Source organism: Lentzea kentuckyensis (genome assembly GCF_002150765.1).
Classification (GTDB): Bacteria; Actinomycetota; Actinomycetes; order Mycobacteriales; family Pseudonocardiaceae; genus Lentzea; species Lentzea kentuckyensis.
Genome location: NZ_MUYM01000002.1, coordinates 145,984 through 168,202 on the forward strand (window position 1 = coordinate 145,984; position 22,219 = coordinate 168,202).

Annotated in this window: 24 protein-coding genes; 19 read left to right on the forward strand and 5 right to left on the reverse strand. The window is 68.9% G+C overall.

Annotated features, from left to right (window positions below; genetic code table 11):
* Positions 1-54 precede the first annotated feature (54 nt).
* Together B0F77_RS01515 and B0F77_RS01520 are read left to right on the forward strand one after the other, a co-directional pair.
* Positions 55-1,701, forward strand: a complete 1,647-nt coding sequence (locus tag B0F77_RS01515; protein WP_086660903.1) for an acyl-CoA carboxylase subunit beta — start codon at positions 55-57, stop codon at positions 1,699-1,701.
* Positions 1,698-1,931: an acyl-CoA carboxylase subunit epsilon gene (locus tag B0F77_RS01520; protein ID WP_086660904.1), complete on the forward strand. Its 234-nt coding sequence runs from the start codon at positions 1,698-1,700 to the stop codon at positions 1,929-1,931. The genes B0F77_RS01515 and B0F77_RS01520 overlap by 4 nt, the downstream gene beginning before the upstream one ends.
* Before the next feature lie 75 nt (positions 1,932-2,006).
* Here B0F77_RS01520 and B0F77_RS01525 read toward each other — a convergent pair whose 3' ends face one another.
* A complete protein-coding gene (locus tag B0F77_RS01525) occupies positions 2,007-2,393 on the reverse strand; it encodes a hypothetical protein (protein WP_086660905.1) in 387 nt (128 codons plus the stop codon).
* Between the two features lie 77 nt (positions 2,394-2,470).
* On the opposite strand from B0F77_RS01525, the gene B0F77_RS01530 reads away from it, so the two are divergent.
* The 3 genes from B0F77_RS01530 (at position 2,471) to B0F77_RS01540 (ending at position 5,899) form a co-directional block, all read left to right on the forward strand.
* A complete protein-coding gene (locus B0F77_RS01530) occupies positions 2,471-3,874 on the forward strand; it encodes a DHA2 family efflux MFS transporter permease subunit (RefSeq protein WP_281252459.1) in 1,404 nt (467 codons plus the stop codon).
* Positions 3,834-4,433: a Maf family protein gene (locus tag B0F77_RS01535; RefSeq protein WP_086660998.1), complete on the forward strand. Its 600-nt coding sequence runs from the start codon at positions 3,834-3,836 to the stop codon at positions 4,431-4,433. Before B0F77_RS01530 ends, B0F77_RS01535 begins: the two co-directional genes overlap by 41 nt.
* A gap of 179 nt (positions 4,434-4,612) precedes the next feature.
* Positions 4,613-5,899, forward strand: coding sequence for a dicarboxylate/amino acid:cation symporter (locus B0F77_RS01540; protein WP_086660907.1), 1,287 nt, complete (start codon positions 4,613-4,615; stop codon positions 5,897-5,899).
* Positions 5,900-6,187: 288 nt separating this feature from the next.
* Here B0F77_RS01540 and B0F77_RS01545 read toward each other — a convergent pair whose 3' ends face one another.
* A complete protein-coding gene (locus tag B0F77_RS01545; RefSeq protein ID WP_143466519.1) occupies positions 6,188-6,844 on the reverse strand; it encodes a hypothetical protein in 657 nt (218 codons plus the stop codon).
* Positions 6,845-6,977: 133 nt separating this feature from the next.
* Between B0F77_RS01545 and B0F77_RS01550 the strand changes: the two genes are divergently transcribed.
* From B0F77_RS01550 to B0F77_RS01590, 8 genes are all read left to right on the forward strand, one after another.
* Positions 6,978-8,747, forward strand: coding sequence for an acetyl/propionyl/methylcrotonyl-CoA carboxylase subunit alpha (locus B0F77_RS01550; protein WP_086660909.1), 1,770 nt, complete (start codon positions 6,978-6,980; stop codon positions 8,745-8,747).
* 59 nt (positions 8,748-8,806) lie between these two features.
* Positions 8,807-9,193 (forward strand): DUF1707 SHOCT-like domain-containing protein, encoded by a 387-nt coding sequence (locus tag B0F77_RS01555; protein ID WP_086660910.1) that lies wholly within the window; start codon positions 8,807-8,809, stop codon positions 9,191-9,193.
* Positions 9,172-9,948 carry an HAD-IA family hydrolase gene (locus B0F77_RS48880; RefSeq protein WP_211293622.1) on the forward strand — a complete coding sequence of 259 codons (777 nt, stop codon included), beginning with the start codon at positions 9,172-9,174 and terminating at the stop codon, positions 9,946-9,948. Before B0F77_RS01555 ends, B0F77_RS48880 begins: the two co-directional genes overlap by 22 nt.
* 10 nt (positions 9,949-9,958) lie before the next feature.
* The gene (locus B0F77_RS01570; protein ID WP_158102556.1) at positions 9,959-10,525 is read left to right on the forward strand and encodes a GNAT family N-acetyltransferase; all 567 of its coding nucleotides are present in this window, start codon (positions 9,959-9,961) and stop codon (positions 10,523-10,525) included.
* Positions 10,526-10,531: 6 nt separating this feature from the next.
* Positions 10,532-11,113 carry a DUF3558 domain-containing protein gene (locus tag B0F77_RS01575; protein WP_086660912.1) on the forward strand — a complete coding sequence of 194 codons (582 nt, stop codon included), beginning with the start codon at positions 10,532-10,534 and terminating at the stop codon, positions 11,111-11,113.
* Between the two features lie 97 nt (positions 11,114-11,210).
* A complete protein-coding gene (locus B0F77_RS01580) occupies positions 11,211-11,576 on the forward strand; it encodes a transcriptional regulator (protein ID WP_086660913.1) in 366 nt (121 codons plus the stop codon).
* 2 nt (positions 11,577-11,578) lie between these two features.
* Positions 11,579-12,775, forward strand: coding sequence for a PPE domain-containing protein (locus tag B0F77_RS01585; protein WP_086661000.1), 1,197 nt, complete (start codon positions 11,579-11,581; stop codon positions 12,773-12,775).
* Positions 12,775-13,593 carry an ESX secretion-associated protein EspG gene (locus tag B0F77_RS01590; RefSeq protein ID WP_086660914.1) on the forward strand — a complete coding sequence of 273 codons (819 nt, stop codon included), beginning with the start codon at positions 12,775-12,777 and terminating at the stop codon, positions 13,591-13,593. Before B0F77_RS01585 ends, B0F77_RS01590 begins: the two co-directional genes overlap by 1 nt.
* 17 nt (positions 13,594-13,610) lie before the next feature.
* On the opposite strand, the gene B0F77_RS01595 is transcribed toward B0F77_RS01590, so the two are convergent.
* Complete coding sequence (locus B0F77_RS01595) at positions 13,611-14,060, reverse strand: gamma-glutamylcyclotransferase family protein (protein ID WP_045317832.1); 450 nt, start codon at positions 14,058-14,060, stop codon at positions 13,611-13,613.
* 109 nt (positions 14,061-14,169) lie between these two features.
* Here B0F77_RS01595 and B0F77_RS01600 point away from each other — a divergent pair, with 109 nt between their 5' ends.
* From B0F77_RS01600 to B0F77_RS01620, 5 genes are all read left to right on the forward strand, one after another.
* The gene (locus B0F77_RS01600; RefSeq protein ID WP_086660915.1) at positions 14,170-15,573 is read left to right on the forward strand and encodes an NAD(P)H-quinone dehydrogenase; all 1,404 of its coding nucleotides are present in this window, start codon (positions 14,170-14,172) and stop codon (positions 15,571-15,573) included.
* 80 nt (positions 15,574-15,653) lie between these two features.
* Positions 15,654-15,998 carry a hypothetical protein gene (locus tag B0F77_RS01605; RefSeq protein WP_143466520.1) on the forward strand — a complete coding sequence of 115 codons (345 nt, stop codon included), beginning with the start codon at positions 15,654-15,656 and terminating at the stop codon, positions 15,996-15,998.
* A complete protein-coding gene (locus tag B0F77_RS01610) occupies positions 15,995-16,594 on the forward strand; it encodes a class F sortase (protein ID WP_086660917.1) in 600 nt (199 codons plus the stop codon). The genes B0F77_RS01605 and B0F77_RS01610 overlap by 4 nt, the downstream gene beginning before the upstream one ends.
* 34 nt (positions 16,595-16,628) lie before the next feature.
* Positions 16,629-17,330, forward strand: a complete 702-nt coding sequence (locus B0F77_RS01615) for a hypothetical protein (protein WP_086660918.1) — start codon at positions 16,629-16,631, stop codon at positions 17,328-17,330.
* A gap of 97 nt (positions 17,331-17,427) precedes the next feature.
* On the forward strand, positions 17,428-17,940 hold the full coding sequence (locus tag B0F77_RS01620; protein ID WP_245847770.1) for a sortase domain-containing protein: 513 nt from the start codon (positions 17,428-17,430) through the stop codon (positions 17,938-17,940).
* A 15-nt stretch (positions 17,941-17,955) separates the two neighbouring features.
* Here B0F77_RS01620 and glpK read toward each other — a convergent pair whose 3' ends face one another.
* Both glpK and B0F77_RS01630 read right to left on the reverse strand, forming a co-directional pair.
* A complete protein-coding gene (glpK, locus tag B0F77_RS01625) occupies positions 17,956-19,464 on the reverse strand; it encodes a glycerol kinase GlpK (protein WP_086660920.1) in 1,509 nt (502 codons plus the stop codon).
* Positions 19,465-19,478: 14 nt separating this feature from the next.
* A complete protein-coding gene (locus tag B0F77_RS01630) occupies positions 19,479-20,222 on the reverse strand; it encodes an MIP/aquaporin family protein (RefSeq protein WP_086660921.1) in 744 nt (247 codons plus the stop codon).
* 285 nt (positions 20,223-20,507) lie between these two features.
* On the opposite strand from B0F77_RS01630, the gene B0F77_RS01635 reads away from it, so the two are divergent.
* Positions 20,508-22,217, forward strand: a complete 1,710-nt coding sequence (locus tag B0F77_RS01635; RefSeq protein ID WP_086661001.1) for a glycerol-3-phosphate dehydrogenase/oxidase — start codon at positions 20,508-20,510, stop codon at positions 22,215-22,217.
* The last annotated feature ends 2 nt before the right edge of the window (positions 22,218-22,219 follow it).

Consider the following 22,219-nt stretch of genomic DNA (forward strand, 5'->3'; position numbering starts at 1 on the left):
ACCTGGACAACTGCACGAGGCAGTTCAGCAATGCTCTCGTTAGGCTCCGGGCCCATGAGCAGTGCGACCGAGCCGATCGGGCACGTCCCCCCAGACGCATCAGGCGCCCCGGACGTCCACACCACCGCGGGCAAGCTCGTTGACCTCTACCGGCGCAACGACGAGGCGGTTCACGCCGGCTCGGCACGCGCGGTCGAGAAGCAGCACGCGAAGGGCAAGAAGACCGCCCGCGAGCGCATCGACCTCCTGCTCGACCCCGGTTCGTTCGTCGAGCTGGACGAACTCGCCCGGCACCGCTCCACGAACTTCGGCCAGGAGAAGAACCGCCCGTACGGCGACGGCGTGGTGACGGGCTACGGCACCGTCGACGGCCGTCCGGTGTGCGTGTTCTCCCAGGACGTCACGGTCTTCGGCGGCTCGCTCGGCGAGGTGTACGGCGAGAAGATCGTCAAGATCATGGATCTGGCGATCAAGACCGGCCGGCCGATCGTCGGCATCAACGAGGGCGGCGGCGCCCGCATCCAGGAGGGCGTCGTCTCGCTCGGCCTCTACGGCGAGATCTTCACCCGCAACGTCCGCGCGTCCGGCGTGATCCCGCAGATCTCGCTGATCATGGGCTCGAACGCGGGCGGTCACGTCTACTCCCCCGCGCTGACCGACTTCGTGGTGATGGTCGACCAGACCTCGCACATGTTCATCACCGGCCCCGACGTCATCAAGACCGTCACCGGCGAGGACGTGACGATGGAGGAGCTCGGCGGCGGTCGCACGCACAACACCAAGTCCGGCAACGCGCACTACCTCGGCACCGACGAGGAAGACGCGATCGCGTACGTCAAGGAACTCCTGTCGTACCTGCCGTCGAACAACCTGAGCGACTCGCCCACGTTCGAGGGCACCCTGGCCGCGGGCTCGATCTCCGACTCGATCACGGACGAGGACCGCGAGCTCGACACGCTCATCCCGGACTCGGCGAACCAGCCGTACGACATGCACGAGGTCATCAACCGCGTGCTCGACGACGGCGACTTCCTGGAGGTCCAGCCGCTGTTCGCGCCGAACATCCTCGTCGGCTTCGGCCGCGTGGACGGCCACAGCGTCGGCGTCGTCGCGAACCAGCCCACCCAGTTCGCCGGCTGCCTCGACATCGACGCCTCCGAGAAGGCCGCGCGGTTCGTGCGCACCTGCGACGCGTTCAACATCCCGGTGCTGACGTTCGTCGACGTGCCCGGCTTCCTGCCCGGCACCGACCAGGAGTGGAACGGCATCATCCGCCGCGGCGCCAAGCTGATCTACGCCTACGCCGAGGCCACGGTTCCGCTGGTCACCGTCATCACGCGCAAGGCGTACGGCGGCGCGTACGACGTGATGGGCTCCAAGCACCTCGGCGCCGACATCAACCTGGCGTGGCCGACCGCGCAGATCGCCGTCATGGGCGCTTCCGGCGCGGCGAACATCGTGCACCGCAAGACATTGGCCGCCGCCGCGCAGAACGGCGAGGACGTCGACGCCCTGCGCGCCCAGCTCCAGCAGGAGTACGAGGACACGCTGTGCAACCCGTACCAGGCCGCTGAGCGCGGGTACGTCGACTCGGTGATCCCGCCGTCGTACACCCGCGGTTACGTGGCGCGGGCGCTGTCGATGCTGCGGGACAAGCGGGAGACGCTGCCGCCCAAGAAGCACGGGAACATCCCGCTGTGACCGCGCCGGACGAGAAGCCCCAGGAAAAGCCGCTGCTCCGGGTCGTCAAAGGCACGCCGGACGACTACCAGCTGGCGGCGCTGACCGCTGTCATCGCGGGGCTGGCTTCGGCCGCGCCTGTTGAGGACAAGCCTGTTGTCCGGTCGGAGTGGGCCAACCCGGCCCGCCGGGTCCGGCGCCCGCTGCAACACGGGCCGGGCGCCTGGCGCGCCTCGGGTTTCCCCTGCTAGGCAGGCTCGCGCAGGGGTACCCCCGAGCTGGGAACCCCTGCATCTCAACGTACTCACGGGGTCCGACAAGATCGGTCAGCAGGACACCCGTCGGCTGCTGACGTTCAGGGCGACGGCGACCTCGCGACAGCGGGTTTCGCCGTCGACCTTGAGTTTCAGGGTCCAGAACTCGCTGCCGTAGGCGTCGGTCTTGCGCAGCACCTGGACGACGGCCGGGTTCAGCGGCAGGTTGTCGCGCACCGCCGGCACGACCTGGCTGAGCAGCGCGTTCTCCGCGCGATCGAGCCGGTCGGCGAACGGCCAGACCGGGACTCCGTAGCCGATCGGGTCGCTCGCGAGCACGCTTCCAACGGCCCACGATCCAATGAGCCCGCCGAGCACGACGAGCAGGGCCGCGATCCGTCTGCGCTTGCCTTCGCGATCGGAACCGCGTTCGGTGAGGACAAGCACCCAGCGCTTCACTCGGTCGAGAGTGCCGACGAGAGAGGTGATCGCGCATCAGTAGTACTACTCGAACCGAGCGTGCGGCCTGGCGGGCGATCGCCGCGCTCTGCGTCGGTTTTTTCATGATCCTGCTGGACACGACCATCGTGAACGTCGCGATGCCCTCGATGATCGAGGGGTTGCACGCGACGCTCAACGACATCATCTGGGTCAACAGCGCGTACCTGCTGACGTTCGCGGTGCCGTTGCTGCTGACCGGAAGGCTGGGCGACCGGTTCGGGCCGAAGCGCGTCTACCTCGCCGGCCTCACGATCTTCGTGCTGGCCTCGCTGACCTGCGGACTGGCCACCAGCGCCGAGCTGCTCATCACCGCCCGCGCCGTGCAGGGCCTGGGCGCCGCGGCCATGACGCCGCAGACGATGGCGTTCATCACCCACCTGTTCCCGCCGCACCGGCGCGGTGCCGCGCTGGGCATGTGGGGGTCGGTCGCCGGGTTCGCGACGGTGTCCGGACCGCTGCTCGGCGGCGTGCTCGTCACCCAGCTCGGCTGGGAGTGGATCTTCTTCGTCAACATCCCGCTCGGCGTGCTCGCGTTGACGCTGGTGCTGCGCTGGGTTCCGGACTGGCGCCCCGGCCGGTCGCACCGGTTCGACGTGCTCGGCATCGTGCTGTGCTGCCTCGGGCTCGGGCTGGTCGTGTTCGGTGTGCAGAACGGTGAGCACTACGGATGGGGCCGGGTCGCCGGTCCGATCACGATCGCCGAGATCATCGTCACGGGTGCGGTGCTGCTGGTCGTGTTCGTGCTGTGGCAGGCGGCCCGGCGCAATCCCGAGCCGCTGCTGCCGTTGCGGATCTTCGGCAATCGGAACTTCTCGCTCGGCAACGTCGCCAACATGATCATCGGTTTCTCCGTCACCGGGCTGTTCGTGCCGCTCGTGCTGTTCGTGCAGACCGTGCCGAAGCTGTCGGCGCTGGAGGCCGGCCTGTTCACGGCGCCGACCTCGCTGGCGTCCGGGGTGGTGGCGTTCTTCGCGGGACGGCTGTCGAACGGGCCCGGCGCGAAGTACCTGCCGATCACCGGCTTCACGCTGCTCGGGCTCGGCATGGGAGTGACGACGCTGCAGCTGGGCGGCGGGTCGCCGTGGGTGATGCTGCCCGCGCTGGTCGTGGTCGGCGGCGGGATGGGGATGGTGTACGCGCCGCTCACCAACATCGCCACGAAGACGCTCGATCCGGCGTTGATGGGCGCGGGCGCCGGCATCTACAACACCTCGCGGCAGTTCGGCAACGTGCTCGGCAGCGCGGGCACCGGTGCCGTGCTGCAGGTCGTCCTGGCGGCGACGAACGACTTCACCGCGGCCACCCGCGCCGCGTTGCTCGTGCTGGTCGTGTCGACGGTCGTCGGGGTGAGCGCGGCGGTGCTGATGAGGCGCGAAACGGGCGTGCGAGACTCCGCTGGTGCGTCTGATCCTGGCCTCCCAGTCACCCGCCCGTCTTAGCGTCCTGCGGTCCGCGGGCGTCGAGCCCGTCGTCCGCGTCTCCGGCGTCGACGAGGACGCCCTCGTCGCGTCGCTGGAGAACCCGACCCCCGAGGAGACCGTCGTCGCGTTGTCCGCGGCGAAGGCCGAGGCGATCGAGCACGACGACGAGTGCGTCGTGATCGGCTGCGACTCGATGTTGCTGTTCGAGGGCGAGCTCGTGGGCAAGCCCGGCACGGCCGAGGTCGCGCGCGAACGGTGGCGGCGGGTCGCCGGCAAGAGCGGCGTGCTGATCACCGGCCACACCGTGCTGCTCGTCTCGGGCGGCAAGGTCGTCGACCGCGCGTCGGCCGCCGAGTCGACGGTCGTGCGGTTCGGCACGCCGTCGGACGAGGAGCTGGAGGCGTACATCGCGACCGGTGAGCCGCTTCACGTCGCGGGCGGCTTCACGATCGACGGCCGCGGCGGCTGGTTCATCGACGGTATCGACGGCGACCACAGCTCCGTCATCGGCATCAGCCTGCCCATCACCCGGAGGCTGCTCGGCCAGGTGGGTGTTTCCGTGTCCACACTCTGGTAGTCCTGGTCACACTTGGCCTGATCAGGGAAGACTGCCCTCAACGCCGGCGTTGGGGGCTAGCGGTGAACGAGTACTTGACGCGTCGCAGGCACATAGACCTGGCACGCAGGACGAGCACGGGCTGTCGGAGCTAACGCTCCCAGCCCCTGTTCGCTCATCCCTGCCCAGGAGATGTTCCAGTGTCCTTCGTCCAGACCTACCGCAAGCCCAAGGTTTTCGGCCTGACCGTCCTCGGCGCGCTCGTTCTCGGCGCGCTGGCCGGCTGGCTCGGCAAGGGCACGTGGCTCGCGCCCGTGCTCGCCAAGATCGGTTCCACCTTCACGGCGCTGCTGCAGCTGACCGTGATCCCGCTGGTGTTCACCGCGATCGTCGTCGGCATCGCGTCGCTGCGGAACCTCGGCGGCGGCCGCACCGCCGCGCGCCTCGGCGGCAAGACGTTCCTGTGGTTCGCCATCACGTCGTTCATCGCGGTGCTGATCGGCCTCGCGGTCGGCGCGATCATCAAGCCCGGCCAGGGCGTGCAGATCGAGCCCGCCGCCGGCGCGGTCGACAAGCTCGCCAAGCGCGCGTCCGGTTCGTGGAACGCGTTGCTGGAGAACCTGGTGCCCACCAACATCTTCAGCGCCTTCACCGAGGGTGAGGTGCTGCAGGTGGTGTTCATCGCGGTGCTGGTCGGTTTCGCCGCCTACGCGCTCGGTGAGAAGGCCGCGCCGTTCACGAACCTGGTCCGCTCGTTCTTCGACATCGTGCAGAAGGTCGTCGGCTGGATCATCCTGCTGGCGCCGATCGGCATCTTCGGCCTGATCGGCAACGCGGTCGCCTCGTACGGCAACTCGTTCGTGAAGCCGTTGTTCTCGTTGATCCTGGCCGTCTACATCGGCACGTTGCTGGTGCTGTTCGTCGTCTACCCGATCCTGCTGAAGTTCGTCGGCAGGACCTCGCCGGTCGAGTTCTTCCGCAAGGCGGCCACCGCGATCCAGTTCGCGTTCGTGTCGCGGTCGTCCGGTGCCACGCTTCCGTTGTCCCGCAAGGCGGCCACGGACCTCGGCGTGCCGACCGAGTACGCGAACTTCGCCGTGCCGCTGGGCACGACGACCAAGATGGACGGATGCGCCGCGGTCTACCCGGCCGTCGCGACGATCTTCATCGCGAACCTGTTCGGCATCCAGCTCTCGGTGTGGCAGTACGTCGGCATCGTGCTGGTGGCCGTGTTCGGCGCGCTCGCGACCGCCGGAACGACCGGCTGGTACACGATGCTCACCCTGACGCTGAGCGTGGTCGGCCTGCCGCCGCAGGTCATCGCGACCGGTGTGGCCGTGGTCTACGCGATCGACCCGATTCTCGACATGATCCGCACCGCGACCAACGTGGCCGGCCAGATCACCGTGCCGGTGCTGGTGGCGCGCAGTGAGAACCTGATCGAGGAGCCCGCCGCTCCGGCCGAGAAGGACCTCGTCGACGCCTAAGCACCTGGCCGAAAGTGGTATCCGAACCCTCTGGCCTCGCTGGGTGCCCACAGTGTCCTGCAAGTACCACCAACTCTTGATCGAATCGCGTCAACTACACCCGATCTCGTCGCCGCCTGTCGAGCCGCTGCGGTGTTCTCAGAGGGAAGCGACCCCTGTTGGGTGTAGAAACACGCCTGTTGATGTTGAGTTGGTGGTACTTGCAGACGCCATGAGAGCCCAGGGCAGAGCGCCAGACGAGTAACGGACACAACTTCCGGCAGCCTGCTTAGTGCGGTGGCCACCGCACTAGCGGTCCTTGCAGGGACGTAGTTGCGACATCTTCGGCGCCGGGGTGGGCCAGCCGGGAAGCTGGTCCCGCCCCTGTTCCGCCGTCGTGCAGCCGATGTTCGGCCCCAGCACGGAGAACACCTGCAAAAACGCGTTGGCACACTGGCCGTCGCACGCGAACTGGGCGGCGACGATGTCCGCGGTGCCGTCCTCGTTGACGTCGTGCAGCCCGAGATACCCGGCGTTGGCCAGGTAGGCGGTCTGCCCGCGGGACCACGTGCCGTCCTTGCGGATCAGCACCTCACCGAGCCACTCGCCGTTGTGCGCTCCCCGGATCAGGCACACGCTGATCGTCGCGGTCGCGCACTCCAGCGACTTGTCGTTCACCACCGCACCGGACTCGGCGATGGTCATCTCGAAGATGAACGGGCCGGACTCGCCGGTCACCCGGATCCGCCCGCCACCGGTGCCGCTGAGCAGTTCCACGAGGTCCTTGCCGACCGATTTGCCGAGGACGACCTGGCAAACGGTGGTCCCGCACCTCATTCCGGCGTCGTTGCCGGATTGACCTGAATCGGTGTTGTGGGGCCGCTGGAAATAGGCGAACACCACCCCTGCGACGACGACCACGGCGGCGACGACGGCGACCACCTGCACGGACCTGGCTCCACCCACATCGCAGATTGTGGCCGATGGCCTCACGATGGATGTGAAGTGAGGCGTCTCTCCCTCTCGGAGTTCGTCGATTTCCGTAGACTGCGGCACCAGCCAGAGCCGTAATTACCGGTCCAGCAGGAGGTACGACGCCGTGTCGCTGCGCAAGGTCCTCATCGCGAACCGCGGTGAGATCGCCGTCCGGGTCATCCGCGCCTGCCGTGACGCCGGTCTGACGAGCGTCGCCGTCTACGCCGATCCCGACCGGGACGCGCCGTTCGTCCGGCTCGCCGACGAGGCGTTCGCACTCGGCGGCAACACGCCCGGCGAGAGCTACCTGTCGTTCGAGAAGGTGCTGGCCGCCGCCGCGCAGTCCGGTGCCGACTCGGTGCACCCCGGCTACGGCTTCCTGTCCGAGAACGCGGACTTCGCGCAGGCCGTGATCGACGCGGGCCTGATCTGGATCGGCCCGACCCCGCAGGCCATCCGCGACCTCGGCGACAAGGTGACCGCGCGGCACATCGCGATGCGCGCGGGCGCGCCGCTGGTGCCCGGCACCAAGGACCCCGTCAACGGACCGGACGAGATCATCGCGTTCGCGCAGGAGCACGGGCTCCCGGTCGCGATCAAGGCCGCGTTCGGCGGCGGTGGGCGTGGCCTGAAGGTCGCGCGCACGATGGAGGAGATCCCCGAGCTGTTCGACTCCGCGGTCCGCGAGGCCGTCACGGCGTTCGGCCGCGGCGAGTGCTTCGTCGAGCGCTACCTGGACAAGCCGCGGCACGTCGAGGCGCAGGTGCTCGCCGACACGCACGGCAACGTGATCGTCGTCGGCACCCGCGACTGCTCGTTGCAGCGCCGGCACCAGAAGCTGGTCGAGGAGGCGCCCGCGCCGTTCCTGACCGACGAGCAGCGCGCCACGATCCACAGCTCCGCCAAGGCGATCTGCCTGGAAGCCGGGTACCACGGCGCCGGCACGGTCGAGTACCTCGTCGGGCTCGACGGCTCGATCTCGTTCCTGGAGGTCAACACCCGGCTGCAGGTCGAACACCCGGTGTCGGAGGAGACGACCGGCATCGACCTGGTGCGCGAGCAGTTCCGCATCGCGGCCGGCGAGAAGCTCAAGCACACCGAGGACCCGACGCCGCGGGCGCACTCCATCGAGTTCCGGATCAACGGCGAGGACGCCGGTCGCGGCTTCCTGCCCGCGCCGGGCACCGTGACGTCGTTCGTCGCGCCGTCCGGTCCGGGTGTGCGCGTGGACGCCGGTGTCGAGAGCGGCTCGGTGATCGGCGGGCAGTTCGACTCGTTGCTGGCCAAGCTGATCGTCACCGGGGAGAACCGCGAGGAGGCGCTGGCCAGGGCCCGCCGCGCGCTGGACGAGATGGTCGTGGAGGGCATGGCGACCGTGCTGCCGTTCCACCGCGTGATCGTGCGCGACGCGGCGTTCACCGCCGAGAAGCCCGAAGGTTTCACCGTGCACACGCGGTGGATCGAGACGGAGTTCGACAACCAGATCGCGCCGTTCAGCGGCGGGGCGTCCGAGACCGAGGAGGAGACGCCGCGGCAGACCGTGGTCGTCGAGGTCGGCGGGCGTCGCCTGGAGGTGTCGCTGCCGGGTGATCTCGCGGTCGGTTCTGCTCGCCCGGCCGCTGCCGCCGCGAAGAAGCCGAAGTCGAAGCGGACGGGCGGTAGTTCGGCCGCGGTCTCCGGTGACGCGGTGGCGGCGCCGATGCAGGGCACGATCGTGAAGGTGGCCGTCGAGGACGGGCAGACCGTCGAGGCCGGCGACCTGATCGTGGTGCTGGAGGCCATGAAGATGGAGAACCCGGTGACGGCGCACAAGGCGGGCACCGTGACGGGTCTCGCGGCCGCGCCCGGCGACCCGATCACCCAGGGCACCGTGATCTGCGAACTGAAGGACTGAGCGCACCTGATCCTCGGCGCCTGATCCTCGAGCCGGGTCGCTCACCTACGATTGAGTTCGTGAGCGACCCGTCCAGGGACATCCGCATCGGCGACACCGAGCGGGAGCAGGCGTTGCAGGTGCTCGGCGAGCACATGAGCGCCGGCCGGATCGACGTCGAGGAGTACGGCGAGCGGTCCGCGAAGATCACCACCGCGAAGACCCGCGGCGAGCTGATGGCGTTGTTCCACGACCTGCCGGACCCGCGGCCGCAGTTCGCCGCGCCGATGGCGATGTTCCCGCAGCAGGCCAAGGCACCCGCGCGCACGTGGGAGGGCATGGTCGTGCCCGTGGTCGGGGTCGCCGTGGTGATCCTGTTCTTCGCGGTGATCAAGAACCCGCTGATCTTCCTGCTCATCCCCGCGGTGGCGATCGTGTGGGGCCAGTGGAACGGACGCCGACGCTGAAACCGTTGCTGCTGCTGGATCTCGACGGTGTGCTGCGGTCGTTCCCGCCGATGCCGGCCGAGGTCGCCAGGGTCGCGTTCGAACCGAACCTGCTGCGCCGTGCCGTCACCGGTGAGATCTCCGACGAGCAGTGGCGGCAGGAGGTCGGCCCGGATTTCGCCGCCTCGCCCGGTGAGGTGATCACCGAGGCGCTGGCGTTGGTGCGGGTCGCCCGGCGACAGTGCTTCGTGGCGTTGCTGACGAACGCGACCACGCGGCTCGAAGCCGACCTGGCGCTGCTCGGCCTGGACGTGGAGTTCGACGCGATCTTCAACTCGTCGCGGCTCGGTCTCGCGAAGCCGGACCCCGCGATCTACCGGCGGGTCCTGGCCGAGCTCGGGTACACGACCGGCGTGTTCTGCGACGACACCGCGGAGAACGCGGCGGCCGCGCTCGAAGCGGGGCTCGACGGCGTGCACGTGCCGGACACGGCGGCGTTGCGCAGGGCGTTGGCCGTGCGCGAACTGATCCCGCCGACCGTGCTGCTGATCCTGCCGGACCGCGACGAGGCCCAGGAGCTGGCGGACGAACTGCTGGCGGACGGCTGGGGACCGTGCGCGGTGCACCGCGACATGCTGGCGGGCGAGGACGACGCCGAGGACGTGGACTGGGTGATCGAGCTCACCACGGCCCCGGACGGCACCCCGGCGTCCGCACATCGCGACGAGCTCGACGAACTGGCCGAACGGCACGACGGGTTCACTGGAGACGGTTAGCCTCTGGCCTGTGGACCCAGTCGAGATCAACGCGGGCGAGTACTACCTCCGCGCCTTCCGCCACGACGACCGCATCAGCGACGTCCAGGCGATCGTGGACGCGTTCGCGGACGAGGACACCGCTCGCTACCTGCCGCGGATGGCCATCGACGGCGCTCCGGCCGCGGAGAGCTTCCTGCAGTTCCTGGCCAACGGCTGGAAGTACGACTTCCGCTGGTCGTGGGCGGTGTGCGACGCCACCACGGCGGAGGTGCTGGCCGGCATCATCATCCGCGACATCGACGTCAAGGGCGGGCTGGGCGAGGTCATGTGCTGGACCCAGCCGAAGCACCGCGGCAAGGGCGTGCTGCCCACCGCGCTGGATTCCGTGCTGAGCTGGTTGTACGGCGCGATGGAACTGCACCGGATCACCTACCGGCACGCGGTGTCGAACAAAGCGTCGCAGCGCGTCGCGGAGAAGTGCGGCTTCACCCTGGAGGGTCGTCTTCGCGACGAGGCGATCACCGATGATCAGCGCGAAGACATGTTGCTGTGGTCGCGGCTGGCTACAGACCCGCGGCCAGAGCAGCTACGGTGACCGGCCATGCGGATCACCGCGCTCCTCGTCGTCGTGGCAGCGCTGGCCGGATGCACGGCCGCACCTGAGCAGAGCTCGCTGACCACCCCACCGCCACCTCCGTCCTCGACGCCCTCGCCTTCGCGCATGGACTTCCCGCAACGCCCGCGGGACGTGCCGCTCGACGCCGTCGAACCGTGCGCGATCCTCAGCCCCGACCAGCTGACCTCGCTGAGCCTGGACAACCCGCCCAGCGCGTACCTGGAGTCGAGCTTCGGCAACGCCAAGGCGTGCACGATCCGCAGCACGACCAGCGGCAACGTCGCCCGGCTCGCGCTGGTGCTGGTCTCTGGCGCCGACGTGTGGCTCTCGGAGAACGCCCAGGTGGAGTACACGGTTGGCTCGATCGAGGGTTTTCCGGCGATTACTGTCCGCACACCCGACCTGCACGACGTCTGCAACGTGGAGATCGACGTGGCGGACGGTCAGTTCCTCGATGTCATGTTCCGCGACGGCGGGAATTCCACTGCGGTGCAACAAGATCATCTTTGTCTCGGTGCACAGCGGGTGGCCGAGGCGGCGATGGCCAGTTTGCTCCAGAAGCGCTGACCCACACGGGCGGATGTCACTGATCGCACTCCCCAGCGTTACCTTCGGTGGTTAGAGTGACGAAGCGCTTGTACGCACAACCGCCGGAGGTCGGACCATGCCGCCAGGGGGACGCAGCGGGGCAGACTCCTCGCCACCCGCGAGCCATGAGCTGAACGTCGAACCAGACGCGATCCCCGCGCTGCGCAACACGTTCTCCGCCGCGTTGACCAAGCTCGACAAGCAGATCGAGATGGCGGTCACGGAGTTCCGCGTGCGTCCGTGGGCCGGCGACCCGGTCAGCCACGAAGCCGCCGAGAGGTTCAACGACCGGTCGATCTCCGACGGCGACTCGGCGCTGCAGGCACTGCTGAACTACCAGCGGCAGCTCAAGACCGCGATGGACAACCTCAACCAGATCGAACGCCAGTACCGGACGGTCGAGGGCGACAACACGGGCATGATGAACAAGAGCGGGTGCTGACGATGGCAGACCACCGCTGGCAGGGTTACAGCCACAAGGAACTGTACGAGCGCATCCACGCAGGTCCGGGCCCGTCCGCGTCGTTCGCGTCGATGGAGCGCTGGCAGGGCGTGTCGACCGCGCTGACCGAGATCAACGACGACCTGCACACCGGCATCACCGCGTCCGGCGCGAAGTGGTCGGGCAAGGCCGCCGAGATCGCGCAGTCCGGCCTGAACCCGATCGCGGCCTGGGCGGACACCGCCCGCAGCGGCTCGGACGTGATGCGCCTCTCGGCCGAACTGCAGGCCGGTTACATCTCGAAGGCCCGCGCGGACATGCCGTCCCCGGTCACCGTGTCCGCCGAGCAGCCGGGCGCCCTGGTGACGGGTCTCACGCACCTCTTCGGCGGGCAGACCGACCACGAGAAGCAGGAGGCGGCCCAGGACGCCGCCGAGCGCCGCGCCCGTGAGGTCATGTCCACCTACGCGTCGTCCACGACGGCGAACACCTCGACCCTGGGCCAGTTCAGCCAGCCGCCGCAGCTGCAGATCAGCGGCACCTCCGTGGTGCACGGCGGTGGCACGCAGGTGGGCACGGCCGGGGCCTGGGTCGTCGGCCCGCAGGGCTCGACCGGTTCCGGCGGCACGCGTGGCCGCACCGGTTCGGGCACTCGCAGCACCGCGACGGCCCCGCCGCCGCGCAACCCCACGCCGCCGGGTACGTCGACGCGCACCTCCGGCGTGACCACCGGTGCCACGTCCTCCGCGAAGGGCTCGACGACCTCGCTGTCCTCGGCCGGCACCGGCGGACCCGGCAGCACCGGGACCGCGGGCGTCGCCGTGCCGGGCCAGCGCTCTGGCAAGTCGTCCGGTTCCTCGTCGCAGCCCAAGGAGATGGAGGACGGCGCGACCGCGGCGTCCGGGGCGGCGATGGGCCCGATGATGGGCCACGGCCAGTCCGCCGGTGTGGCCAACGCCTCCGGGTCCGCCATGGGCGCGATGGGCACGGTCGGTGCGTCCAACAACAACGACCAGGTGCGCGCACGAGCCGTGCCGCTGCCTCAGTCGTTCGACCCCTTCGGCGGCATGGGCCCGCGCAAGGGTGAGGACGAGGAGGACCTGGAGCACAAGGCCGCCGACTACCTGCGGGAACGAGACGACATCTACGGCGTCGGCAGCTACTCGCTGCCGGTAATCGGGGAGAGCACGACCGACTGATGACTCTGTTCGGCTTGGACGTCGGGGCGAGCGACACGCGCGACCCGGTGATCATCTCCACGCTGGAGTTCGACGTCCTCTGGGAACACCTGGGCCTCGAAACGATGCCCCTGGTGCTGAAGGTGCCCTCGCCCGGCAAGACCCGCGAGGAGCGCCGGGGCATCGAGGACCAGGTCTGGCGCCAGCTGGGCGCACGCGGCCTGGGCGGCCCCCGCTCCCTGGACCCGACCCTGGAAGACCTGCTGCACGTGCTGAACCGCCCGCAGCAGGAGATCGACGCCCGCCTGTGGCTCTCCGACCGCAGCGTCCGCCTCCTGGCCGCCGGCAAGGGCCAGTCAGGCGTCCTGGCCGTGCTGGACGGCGGCCAGCTGGTCCTGCGCCCCGCCGAGGCCGACGGCCTGCCCCGCGAGGCCCTGACGGCCCTCCCCACGGCAGGCGCGGGCGAGGGCCACTCCATCACCCTCCCGTCCGCCGACCTGGACGCGGCAGCAGCCTCAGCGACCTCGCCGGAGGACCTCGAGTCCTCCCTGCTGAGCCGAGGCGTCCGCACCGCCGACGCCCACACGCTGGCCGAGATGGTCCGCGACGCCACGAACCGGGGCCAGTTCGGCGCCGCCGCACGCGACAAGTGGGGCAAGCGGGTACGCCCGGACCGCGTCGTCGCGTTCTACGACACCCCGAAGGGCCGCTACCTGCAGATGCGCCGAGCCACCGAGGGGCAGGCGCCCTGGTCGACCATCACGCCCGTCGACTACCGGCGCCTGCACCACCACCTGGTGGAACTGCTGGCGGAGGCGGCTGGCTCCCAGCCGGCCTGATGGCGTCAGGGCCCGAGTCAGGGCCCGATGCCCTGGCAGGGCCGCGTCCGCAGGTCGTTCACATAGTCGTCCGGCGCCCCGGCCGCCTCGGCCGCGTCTGCGACCACCCCGATGTACCGGGCGGACGGCAGCCCGCCCTCGTAGGCGTCCAGCACGTAGAGCCACGCCACCACGGACCCCTCGAGGGTCTGCACGCGCAACCGGATCTTCTTGTAGAGACCGAGCGCGCCCTCCCAGCGGTCCAGGCGCGACTCGTCGCGCGGCGAGACGTCGTAAAGCACGCAGAACGTCTGCTGGTCAGGCTCCTCGACGATCGTCGCGAGGGCGCCTTCCCAGCCAAGGTCCTCGCCACCGAACGTCAGACGCCAACCGACGAGCCAACCGGTCCCCGCGAGCGGGGAGTACGGGGCTCGCTCCATCATCTGGTTCGGATCCATGTTCGACCCGTACGCGGCATAGAGCGGCACGTCCGACAGCGTAGCGACCCAACGATCAGCTTTCGGTACTGACGACACGGGCGATTCGGCCAACGCGTACGGTTGTGCCGGCCAGCAAGCGCGCAGAAGGGAACTGATCGTGACCCGCATCGTCATCATGGGCGGCGGACCCGCAGGTTACGAGGCAGCCCTGGTCGCGGCGCAGCACGGCGCCGACGTGACCGTGGTCGAGAACGACGGGGCCGGTGGCGCGTGCGTGTTGTACGACTGCGTGCCGTCCAAGACGTTCATCGCCTCGGCGGGCGCGCGCAGTGCCTTCCGCAACGCCGGTGAGCTGGGCATTCAGACGAACAACGACCAGGCGGCGGTCGACCTTCCGGTGGTCCACGGCCGGGTCAAGGGCCTCGCCCTGGCGCAGTCCGCGGACGTCCGGGCGCGGTTGCAGCGCGAGGGCGTGCGGCTGATCAACGGGCGCGCGAAGTTCGTCGACGACACGCGGGGCCTCGCCCAGCACCAGGTCGTCGCCATCAGCGCGAACGGTGACGAAGAGATCCTCAGCGCCGATGTGGTGCTCATCGCAACGGGCGCCACGCCGCGCGTGCTGACGGGCGCCGAGCCGGACGGCAAGCGCGTCCTCACCTGGCGGCAGATCTACGACCTGCCCGAACTGCCCGAACACCTCGCCGTCATCGGCTCCGGTGTGACCGGTGTCGAGTTCGCCAGCGCCTACACCGAGATGGGCGTGAAGGTGACGATGGTCTCCAGCCGGGACCGGGTGCTCCCCCACGAGGACGCCGACGCGGCCGCGGTGCTGGAGGACGTGTTCGCCGAGCGCGGCACGGCCGTCGTCAAGCACGCCCGCGCGGACAAGGTCGAGAACACCGGCGACGGTGTCCTGATCCACCTGGAAGACGGTCGCACGATCGAGGCATCACACGCCCTGATGACCGTCGGTTCCGTGCCGAACACGACCGACATCGGTCTGGAGAAGATCGGCATCGAACTCGGCCGCGGCGGGTACATCCCGGTCGACCGGGTCAGCCGGACCAACGTCAGCGGCGTCTACGCGGCCGGCGACTGCACCGGCGTGCTGCTGCTCGCGTCCGTCGCCGCCATGCAGGGCCGCATCGCGATGTGGCACGCGCTGGGCGAGGGCGTCAGCCCGATCAAGCTCAAGACCGTCGCCGCGAACGTCTTCACCAACCCCGAGATCGCCAGCGTCGGCATCAGCCAGCAGGCCATCGACTCGGGCGAGGTGCCCGCGCGCACGATCATGCTGCCGCTCGCCACGAACCCCCGCGCCAAGATGGAGGGTCTGCGCCGCGGCTTCGTGAAGCTGTTCTGCCGCCCGGCCACCGGCGTGGTCATCGGTGGTGTGGTGGTCGCGCCGAACGCGAGCGAGCTCATCCTGCCGATCGCCCTGGCCGTGCAGAACCAGCTCACCGTCGAGCACCTGGCCACGACGTTCTCGGTGTACCCGTCACTCTCGGGCTCCATCACCGAGTCTGGCCGCCAGCTCATGCGGCACGACGATCTCGACTAGGTAACTCCGCACTCCCCCGGCAACCGAGGCGCCCGCAAGGGCGTCTTCGGTGTGCAAGTACGAGTTGGGGGAGAAACAAAATGAAGCGCTTTATCGCGGCCGTGGTCGCACTGGGGATCGCGTTTGCTTTTGCACAGTCATCGAGCGCGCAGACCGAGACCGCGAACCCCGACCTGTTCGTCATTCCACAGCGGAGCACCACGGCCGGCGGCATGGTCGTGGTGCTCCGGTCGAGCGCGTCGACGTGCACCGGCCCCGTGACCTCGGCGGGCTTCGTCGCACCGATCGAGTTCACCCACCAGAACGCCGACGGCTCGTGGATCGGCTTCGGCGAGGTGGTCGACACGCCCGGCTCCTACGCGGCCGGCGCGACGTGCGGGGGCCGGCTCGTCGATCGCACCTTCACCGCCGACGCCGCGCGATGAAGCACCTCCTCGCCGGGGTGCTGCTGTCAGCCCTGGCGCTGACGGGTTGCGCTTCGCCTCAAGCAGCCGAACTACCAGCGACAACAACAACGACGACACCAGCGGCAACAACACCGACCACGTCCACCGCGAACGCTCGCGGACTGCCGCCGTCGGAACCGACCGAGATCCGCATCCCGAAGATCGGCGCGGTGTCGTCGTTGGTGCCGCTGGGACTCAACCCCGACGAAACGGTCGAGGTGCCACCGGTCGAACAGCCCATGCAGGCGGGCTGGTACCGCAACGCCCGCACGCCGGGCGAAGCGGGACCGGCCGTCATTCTCGGCCACGTCGACGGCAACAAGCTGCCGGGAATCTTCTTCCGGCTGAAGGAACTCGTCGAAGGCGACGAGATCGTGGTGTCCAGAAAGGACGGCACCACGGCGAAGTTCCGAGTGCACAAAAAGGAACAGATCGCCAAGGACAGCTTCCCCACGGAAGCCGTCTACGGCGACACCGACGTACCCGAGCTGCGGCTGATCACCTGCGGGGGCAGCTTCGATCAGGCGGCACGCAACTACCGGGACAACGTCATCGTTTACGCGACTCTCATCTGACACACCACGGCAAACATTCCCGGGGGAGAAAGAAATGAAGAGCACCAAGATCATCGGTGGCCTGGCGGCGGTCGCCGCGACCCTCGCGTTCTCGCCGTTCGCGAGTGCCGAGGTGAAGGAGGGCTTCAAACTCGACAAGTTCGCGTACGGGGCGCAGGAGACGATCAATCTCTCGTACGACGTGGCCGAGAAGTGCGATGGCAAGGCGACCTCGAACGCCATCCTCAACGGCGTCTCGTCCGAGTTCAAGCTCGACCCGCCGACCACCATGCGCGCCACCGCCCAGGCCACCTGGGCACCCGGCTACTACACCATCGAGATGACCTGCGACGGGGAGAAGGTCAGCCGGCCGTTCAGAGTCGTGCAGACGGACGAGCTCACCTTCTTCCTCGACAAGGAGATCGTCGAGGCGGGTGGGGACGTCACCGTCATGAAGGGCCCGAACTCGACCTGCGGTGACGCCGCGAACTCTCCCGGCTTCGTCGAGCGCGTCGAGCTGAAGCAGGAGCCGGACGGCGTGTGGCGGGGCAAGGCCAGGGCCATCGACACGCCGGGCACGTACCAGGTGGCGATGCTCTGCAACCACGGCAACCACACGTTCAGGGACCTCATGATCATTCCGAAGACGACGACGCGGCCGCAGCCGCCCGCCGGCGCCCCGGAGAAGCCCAAGGCCAAGGCCCCGATCGTGAAGCCGAAGGGTGCTCCGCAGACCGGTGGTGGCGGCACCGCGTGATCGCGATGATCACATTTCGGTGCCGTCCTGTCTCGACGAGCAACCAACCCACCGGATGTGCGTCAATGGGTTCGTGGGGACTCGTGTCTTGATTGCGGTGCTGTGCGCGGCGCTGGCCACCGCCTGTTCGCAGGGGCCGGCGCCGAAGCCATCGGCGGCGACGAGCGACAGCGCTCCGCCGCCGGTGGTGTCGCCGCTCGGCAAGTCCGATCCGATGGAACTGCGGATCGAACGCATCGGCGTGCGGTCGTCGCTGGTCCAGCTCGGCCTCGACCCGCAGGGCCTCGTCCAGCTGCCGCCCGTCAGCGAGGGCATGCAGGCCGGTTGGCACCAGACGCATCCCCAGCAGTGGATCATCGTCGGGCGGATCGAGAGCAACAAGGCCAGAGGCGTCTTCTACCGGCTGAACGATCTGCAGCAGGGCGACCTGCTCGAAGTGTCCAAGAAGGACGGTTCGGTCGCTCGCTTCACGGTGGCGCGCACCGAGAGGATCATCCGCGACGACTTCTTCGCGGAGGCCGTCGCCAGGGACGCGGACGAGCAGGGGCTGCGGCTGATCACGTGCGGCACCCGCGACAACGTGATCGTGCATGCAACCCCTGCTCAGTAACCCCTAGTCCTCGACTCAGTCCTCGACCCAGTCGAACGTCTTAGACACGGCCTTCTTCCAGTTCGCGTACTCCGAGTCACGACGCGCGGGGTCCATCGCCGGCTCCCACTTCTTGTCCTGGGCCCAGTTCTCGCGGATGTCGTCCTCGGTCTTCCAGAACCCGACCGCGAGACCGGCCGCGTAGGCGGCGCCCAGTGCGGTGGTCTCGGCGACGACCGGCCTGATCACCGGGACGCCGAGGATGTCCGCCTGGAACTGCATCAGCAGCTCGTTCACGACCATGCCGCCGTCGACCTTCAACGCCGTCAGGTCCACGCCCGAGTCCGCGTTCATCGCGTCGAGCACCTCACGGGTCTGGAACGCGGTCGCCTCCAGCACGGCCCGCGCGAGGTGGCCCTTGTTGACGAACCGGGTCAGGCCGACGATCGCGCCGCGGGCGTCGGAACGCCAGTACGGCGCGAACAGGCCGGAGAACGCGGGCACGAAGTACGCGCCACCGTTGTCCTCCACGGACCGCGCGTGCTCCTCGATCTCCGCGGCACTGCCGATCATGCCGAGGTTGTCGCGCAGCCACTGCACCAGCGAACCGGTGACCGCGATCGAGCCCTCCAGCGCGTAGACCGGCGCCGCCTCGCCGATCTTGTAGCAGACGGTGGTGAGCAGCCCGTTCTCGCTCATCACCTTCTCGGTGCCGGTGTTGAGGAGCATGAAGTTGCCGGTGCCGTAGGTGTTCTTGGCCTCCCCTGGCGACAGGCAGGCCTGGCCGAACGTCGCCGCCTGCTGGTCGCCGAGGATGCCGGCGATCGCCACCCCGGCCAGCGCGCCGCGTTCGCGGACCTGGCCGTAGACCTCGGACGACGACCTGATCTCCGGCAGCATCGACATCGGGATGCCCATGTCGGCGGCGATCGAGGAGTCCCACTGCAGCGTGTCGAGGTCCATCAGCATGGTGCGCGACGCGTTCGTCGGGTCGGTGACGTGCACACCGCCGTCGGTGCCGCCGGTCATGTTCCACAGCACCCACGTGTCCATGTTGCCGAACAGCAGGTCGCCGGCCTCCGCCTTCGCCCGCGCGCCCTCGACGTTGTCGAGGATCCAGCGGACCTTGGGCCCGGAGAAGTAGGTGGCCAACGGCAGTCCGACCTTGGCCCGGTAGCGCTCCTGCCCGCCGCCGAGCGCGCCCAGCTCCTGCACGATCTTGTCGGTGCGGGTGTCCTGCCACACGATGGCGTTGTAGACGGGCTCGCCGGTGTTCCTGTCCCACACCACCGCGGTCTCACGCTGGTTGGTGATGCCGACGGCGGCGATGTCCGAAGTGGACAGATCGGCCTTCGCGAGCGCGCCGGCGGCGACCTGGCGGGTGTTCTGCCAGACCTCCATCGGGTCGTGCTCGACCCAACCGGCCCTGGGGAAGATCTGTTCGTGCTCCTTCTGGTCGACCGACACCACCCGGCCCGAGTGGTCGAAGATCATGCAACGGGTCGACGTCGTGCCCTGGTCGATCGCGGCCACGTACTGGGTCATTGCGGAAAGTCCTTTCAGACCGGGAGAACCAGGTAGAGCAACGCCGCGAGCGCACCGCCGACGAGCGGTCCGGCGACGGGGACCCACGAGTAGGCCCAGTTGGCGTTGCCCTTGTTGTGGATTGGCATCAGGAACGCGTACGCGATGCGCGGACCGAGGTCACGCGCCGGGTTGATGGCATAGCCGGTCGGGCCACCGAGCGACGTACCGATGACCAGCACGACGAACGCGACGCCCGCGTACCCGAGCGCCGAGTTGCCGAACTGCGGAACCCCGTCGACCGACTCCTTCGCGCCGGGCGACAGCAGGATCCACACGACGAGGACGAACGTGCCGATGATCTCGGACACGAGGTTCCACGCCACGTTCGGCACGGTCGGTCCGGTGGAGAAGATGCCCAGCGTGTTCTGCGGCTCGTCGTGCGTGTCGAACTGCAGCTTGTACGTCGCCCAGCAGAGCATCGCACCGAGGATGGCGCCGATCATCTGGCCGAGGATGTAGAAGGGCACGTCACCCCACGGCGTCTTGTCCGCGATCGCGAGCCCCAAGGTCACGGCGGGATTCAGGTGCGCCCCGCTCGGATTGGCGATGCTCGCGCCGGTGAAGACGGCGAAGGCCCAGCCCACGTTGACGAACAGGAACCCGGTGCTGTTGCCGAGCGTGTTCTTGAGCACCTGGTTCGCGACGACACCGGTGCCCAGGAGGATGAGGACCGCGGTCCCCAGCAGCTCCCAAACGAAGATCGAGCCTGCGCTCATTCGCCGACCTCCCACTCGTTCGCGGCAAGGAGGGAGCGCAAACCCGAGGTCAGGGCCGCGCCGCCCGCCTACAACGAGCTCGGACGCTATTACCGCGCTGATCAGTTGTCTACGCCAACTACCTGTGGTCAGGCCATTTTCAGGCCGTTCGATTCTGGTGTTCCTGCCCGTGGGCGAACGGCCGTTGCTGCAGGTAACGTGATCCGCGAGTCGTCACAGGGAGGCGCTGTCGTGGCCACGCGCAAGAACGCAGCTCCAGCACCGAAAACGCATGCCGAACCCCCGATCACCGGCAGGCTGGGCCCCGCCGAGCGCGAGGAGTCGTGGCAGCGGCTGGGGACGGAGACGTTCGACCTCGTCGTGATCGGCGGTGGCGTCGTCGGCGTCGGAGCGGCGTTGGACGCGGCGACCCGCGGCCTGCGGGTGGCCCTCGTCGAGGCCCGTGACCTGGCGTCCGGCACGTCGAGCCGGTCCTCCAAACTCTTCCACGGCGGTCTGCGCTACCTCGAACAGCTGGAGTTCGGTCTGGTCCGCGAGGCACTGCGCGAGCGCGAGCTGATGCTCACGCGGATCGCTCCTCACCTCGTGAAGCCGGTCGCGTTCCTCTACCCGTTGAGCAACCGTGTGTGGGAGCGCCCGTACACGGCGGCCGGGCTGTTCCTCTACGACACGATGGGCGGCGCCCGGTCCGTGCCGGGGCAGAAACATCTCACCCGAGCGGGTGCACTCCGGCTGGTTCCGGCGTTGAAGCGCGACGCGTTGATCGGCGGCATCCGTTACTACGACGCCCAAGCCGACGACGCGCGGCACACGATGATGGTCGGTCGCACCGCCGCGCACTACGGCGCCGTCGTGCGCACGTCGACCCAGGTGGTCGGGTTCCTGCGCGAGGCCGACCGCGTGTCCGGTGTGCGCGTGCGCGACGTCGAGGACGGGCGTGAGGTCGACGTGCGGGCGCACGCGGTGATCAACGCGACGGGCGTGTGGACGGACGAGCTGCAGCGGTTGTCCGGCTCGCGCGGACGGTTCCGGGTGCGGGCGTCGAAGGGCGTCCACATCGTGGTGCCGCGCGACCGGATCGTGGCCGAGGCGGGCATGATCCTGCGCACCGAGAAGTCCGTGCTGTTCGTCATCCCGTGGCGCAACCACTGGATCGTCGGCACCACGGACACCGACTGGAACCTCGACCTGGCGCACCCGGCGGCGACCAAGCACGACATCGACTACATCCTCGAACACGTGAACTCGGTGCTCGCGACGCCGTTGACGCACGACGACATCGAGGGCGTCTACGCGGGCCTGCGGCCGTTGCTGGCGGGCGAATCCGATTCGACGTCAAAGCTTTCGCGCGAGCACGCGGTGGCGCGGGTCGCTCCCGGACTGGTGGCGATCGCCGGCGGCAAGTACACGACGTACCGGGTGATGGGCGCGGACGCCGTCGACGCGGCGCAGGTGGACATGCCCGGCCGGATCCAGCCGTCCATCACGGACAAGGTGCCGCTGGTCGGTGCGGACGGCTACCACGCGTTGATCAACCAGGCCGACCACCTGGCCGCCAAGCACGGCCTGCACCCGTACCGCGTCCGGCACCTGCTCGACCGCTACGGCTCGTTGGTGCACGAGGTGCTGTCGCTGGCCGTGGACAACCCGGAGCTGTTGAAGCCGATTCCCGCCTCCCCCGACTACCTGCAGGTCGAGGCGGTCTACGCGGCGTCGCACGAGGGCGCGATGCACCTGGAGGACGTGCTGACCCGGCGCACCCGCATCTCCATCGAGTACGCCCACCGCGGCATCGACTCGGCGGAAGCGGTCGCACGGCTGGTCGCACCGGTGCTCGGGTGGGACGAGGACGCGATCAAGCGCGAGATCGAGATCTACACCGCGCGCGTCGATGCCGAGCGCACGTCCCAGACCCAACCGGACGATCAGGCGGCGGACGCGGTTCGTGCCGCCGCACCGGAAGCGCGTCCCCAATTGACCGAGCCCGTGAGCTGATC

What these genes read in the sequence shown, in the direction of transcription:
- B0F77_RS01580 (WP_086660913.1), top strand. Translation starts at nt 11,211, where the DNA reads ATGCCGCCAGGGGGACGCAGCGGGGCAGACTCCTCGCCACCCGCGAGC.
- B0F77_RS01585 (WP_086661000.1), top strand. Translation starts at nt 11,579, where the DNA reads ATGGCAGACCACCGCTGGCAGGGTTACAGCCACAAGGAACTGTACGAG.
- B0F77_RS01575 (WP_086660912.1), top strand. Translation starts at nt 10,532, where the DNA reads ATGCGGATCACCGCGCTCCTCGTCGTCGTGGCAGCGCTGGCCGGATGC.
- B0F77_RS01590 (WP_086660914.1), top strand. Translation starts at nt 12,775, where the DNA reads ATGACTCTGTTCGGCTTGGACGTCGGGGCGAGCGACACGCGCGACCCG.
- B0F77_RS01515 (WP_086660903.1), top strand. Translation starts at nt 55, where the DNA reads ATGAGCAGTGCGACCGAGCCGATCGGGCACGTCCCCCCAGACGCATCA.
- B0F77_RS01605 (WP_143466520.1), top strand. Translation starts at nt 15,654, where the DNA reads ATGAAGCGCTTTATCGCGGCCGTGGTCGCACTGGGGATCGCGTTTGCT.
- B0F77_RS01615 (WP_086660918.1), top strand. Translation starts at nt 16,629, where the DNA reads ATGAAGAGCACCAAGATCATCGGTGGCCTGGCGGCGGTCGCCGCGACC.
- glpK (WP_086660920.1), bottom strand. Translation starts at nt 19,464, where the DNA reads ATGACCCAGTACGTGGCCGCGATCGACCAGGGCACGACGTCGACCCGT.
- B0F77_RS01630 (WP_086660921.1), bottom strand. Translation starts at nt 20,222, where the DNA reads ATGAGCGCAGGCTCGATCTTCGTTTGGGAGCTGCTGGGGACCGCGGTC.
- B0F77_RS01610 (WP_086660917.1), top strand. Translation starts at nt 15,995, where the DNA reads ATGAAGCACCTCCTCGCCGGGGTGCTGCTGTCAGCCCTGGCGCTGACG.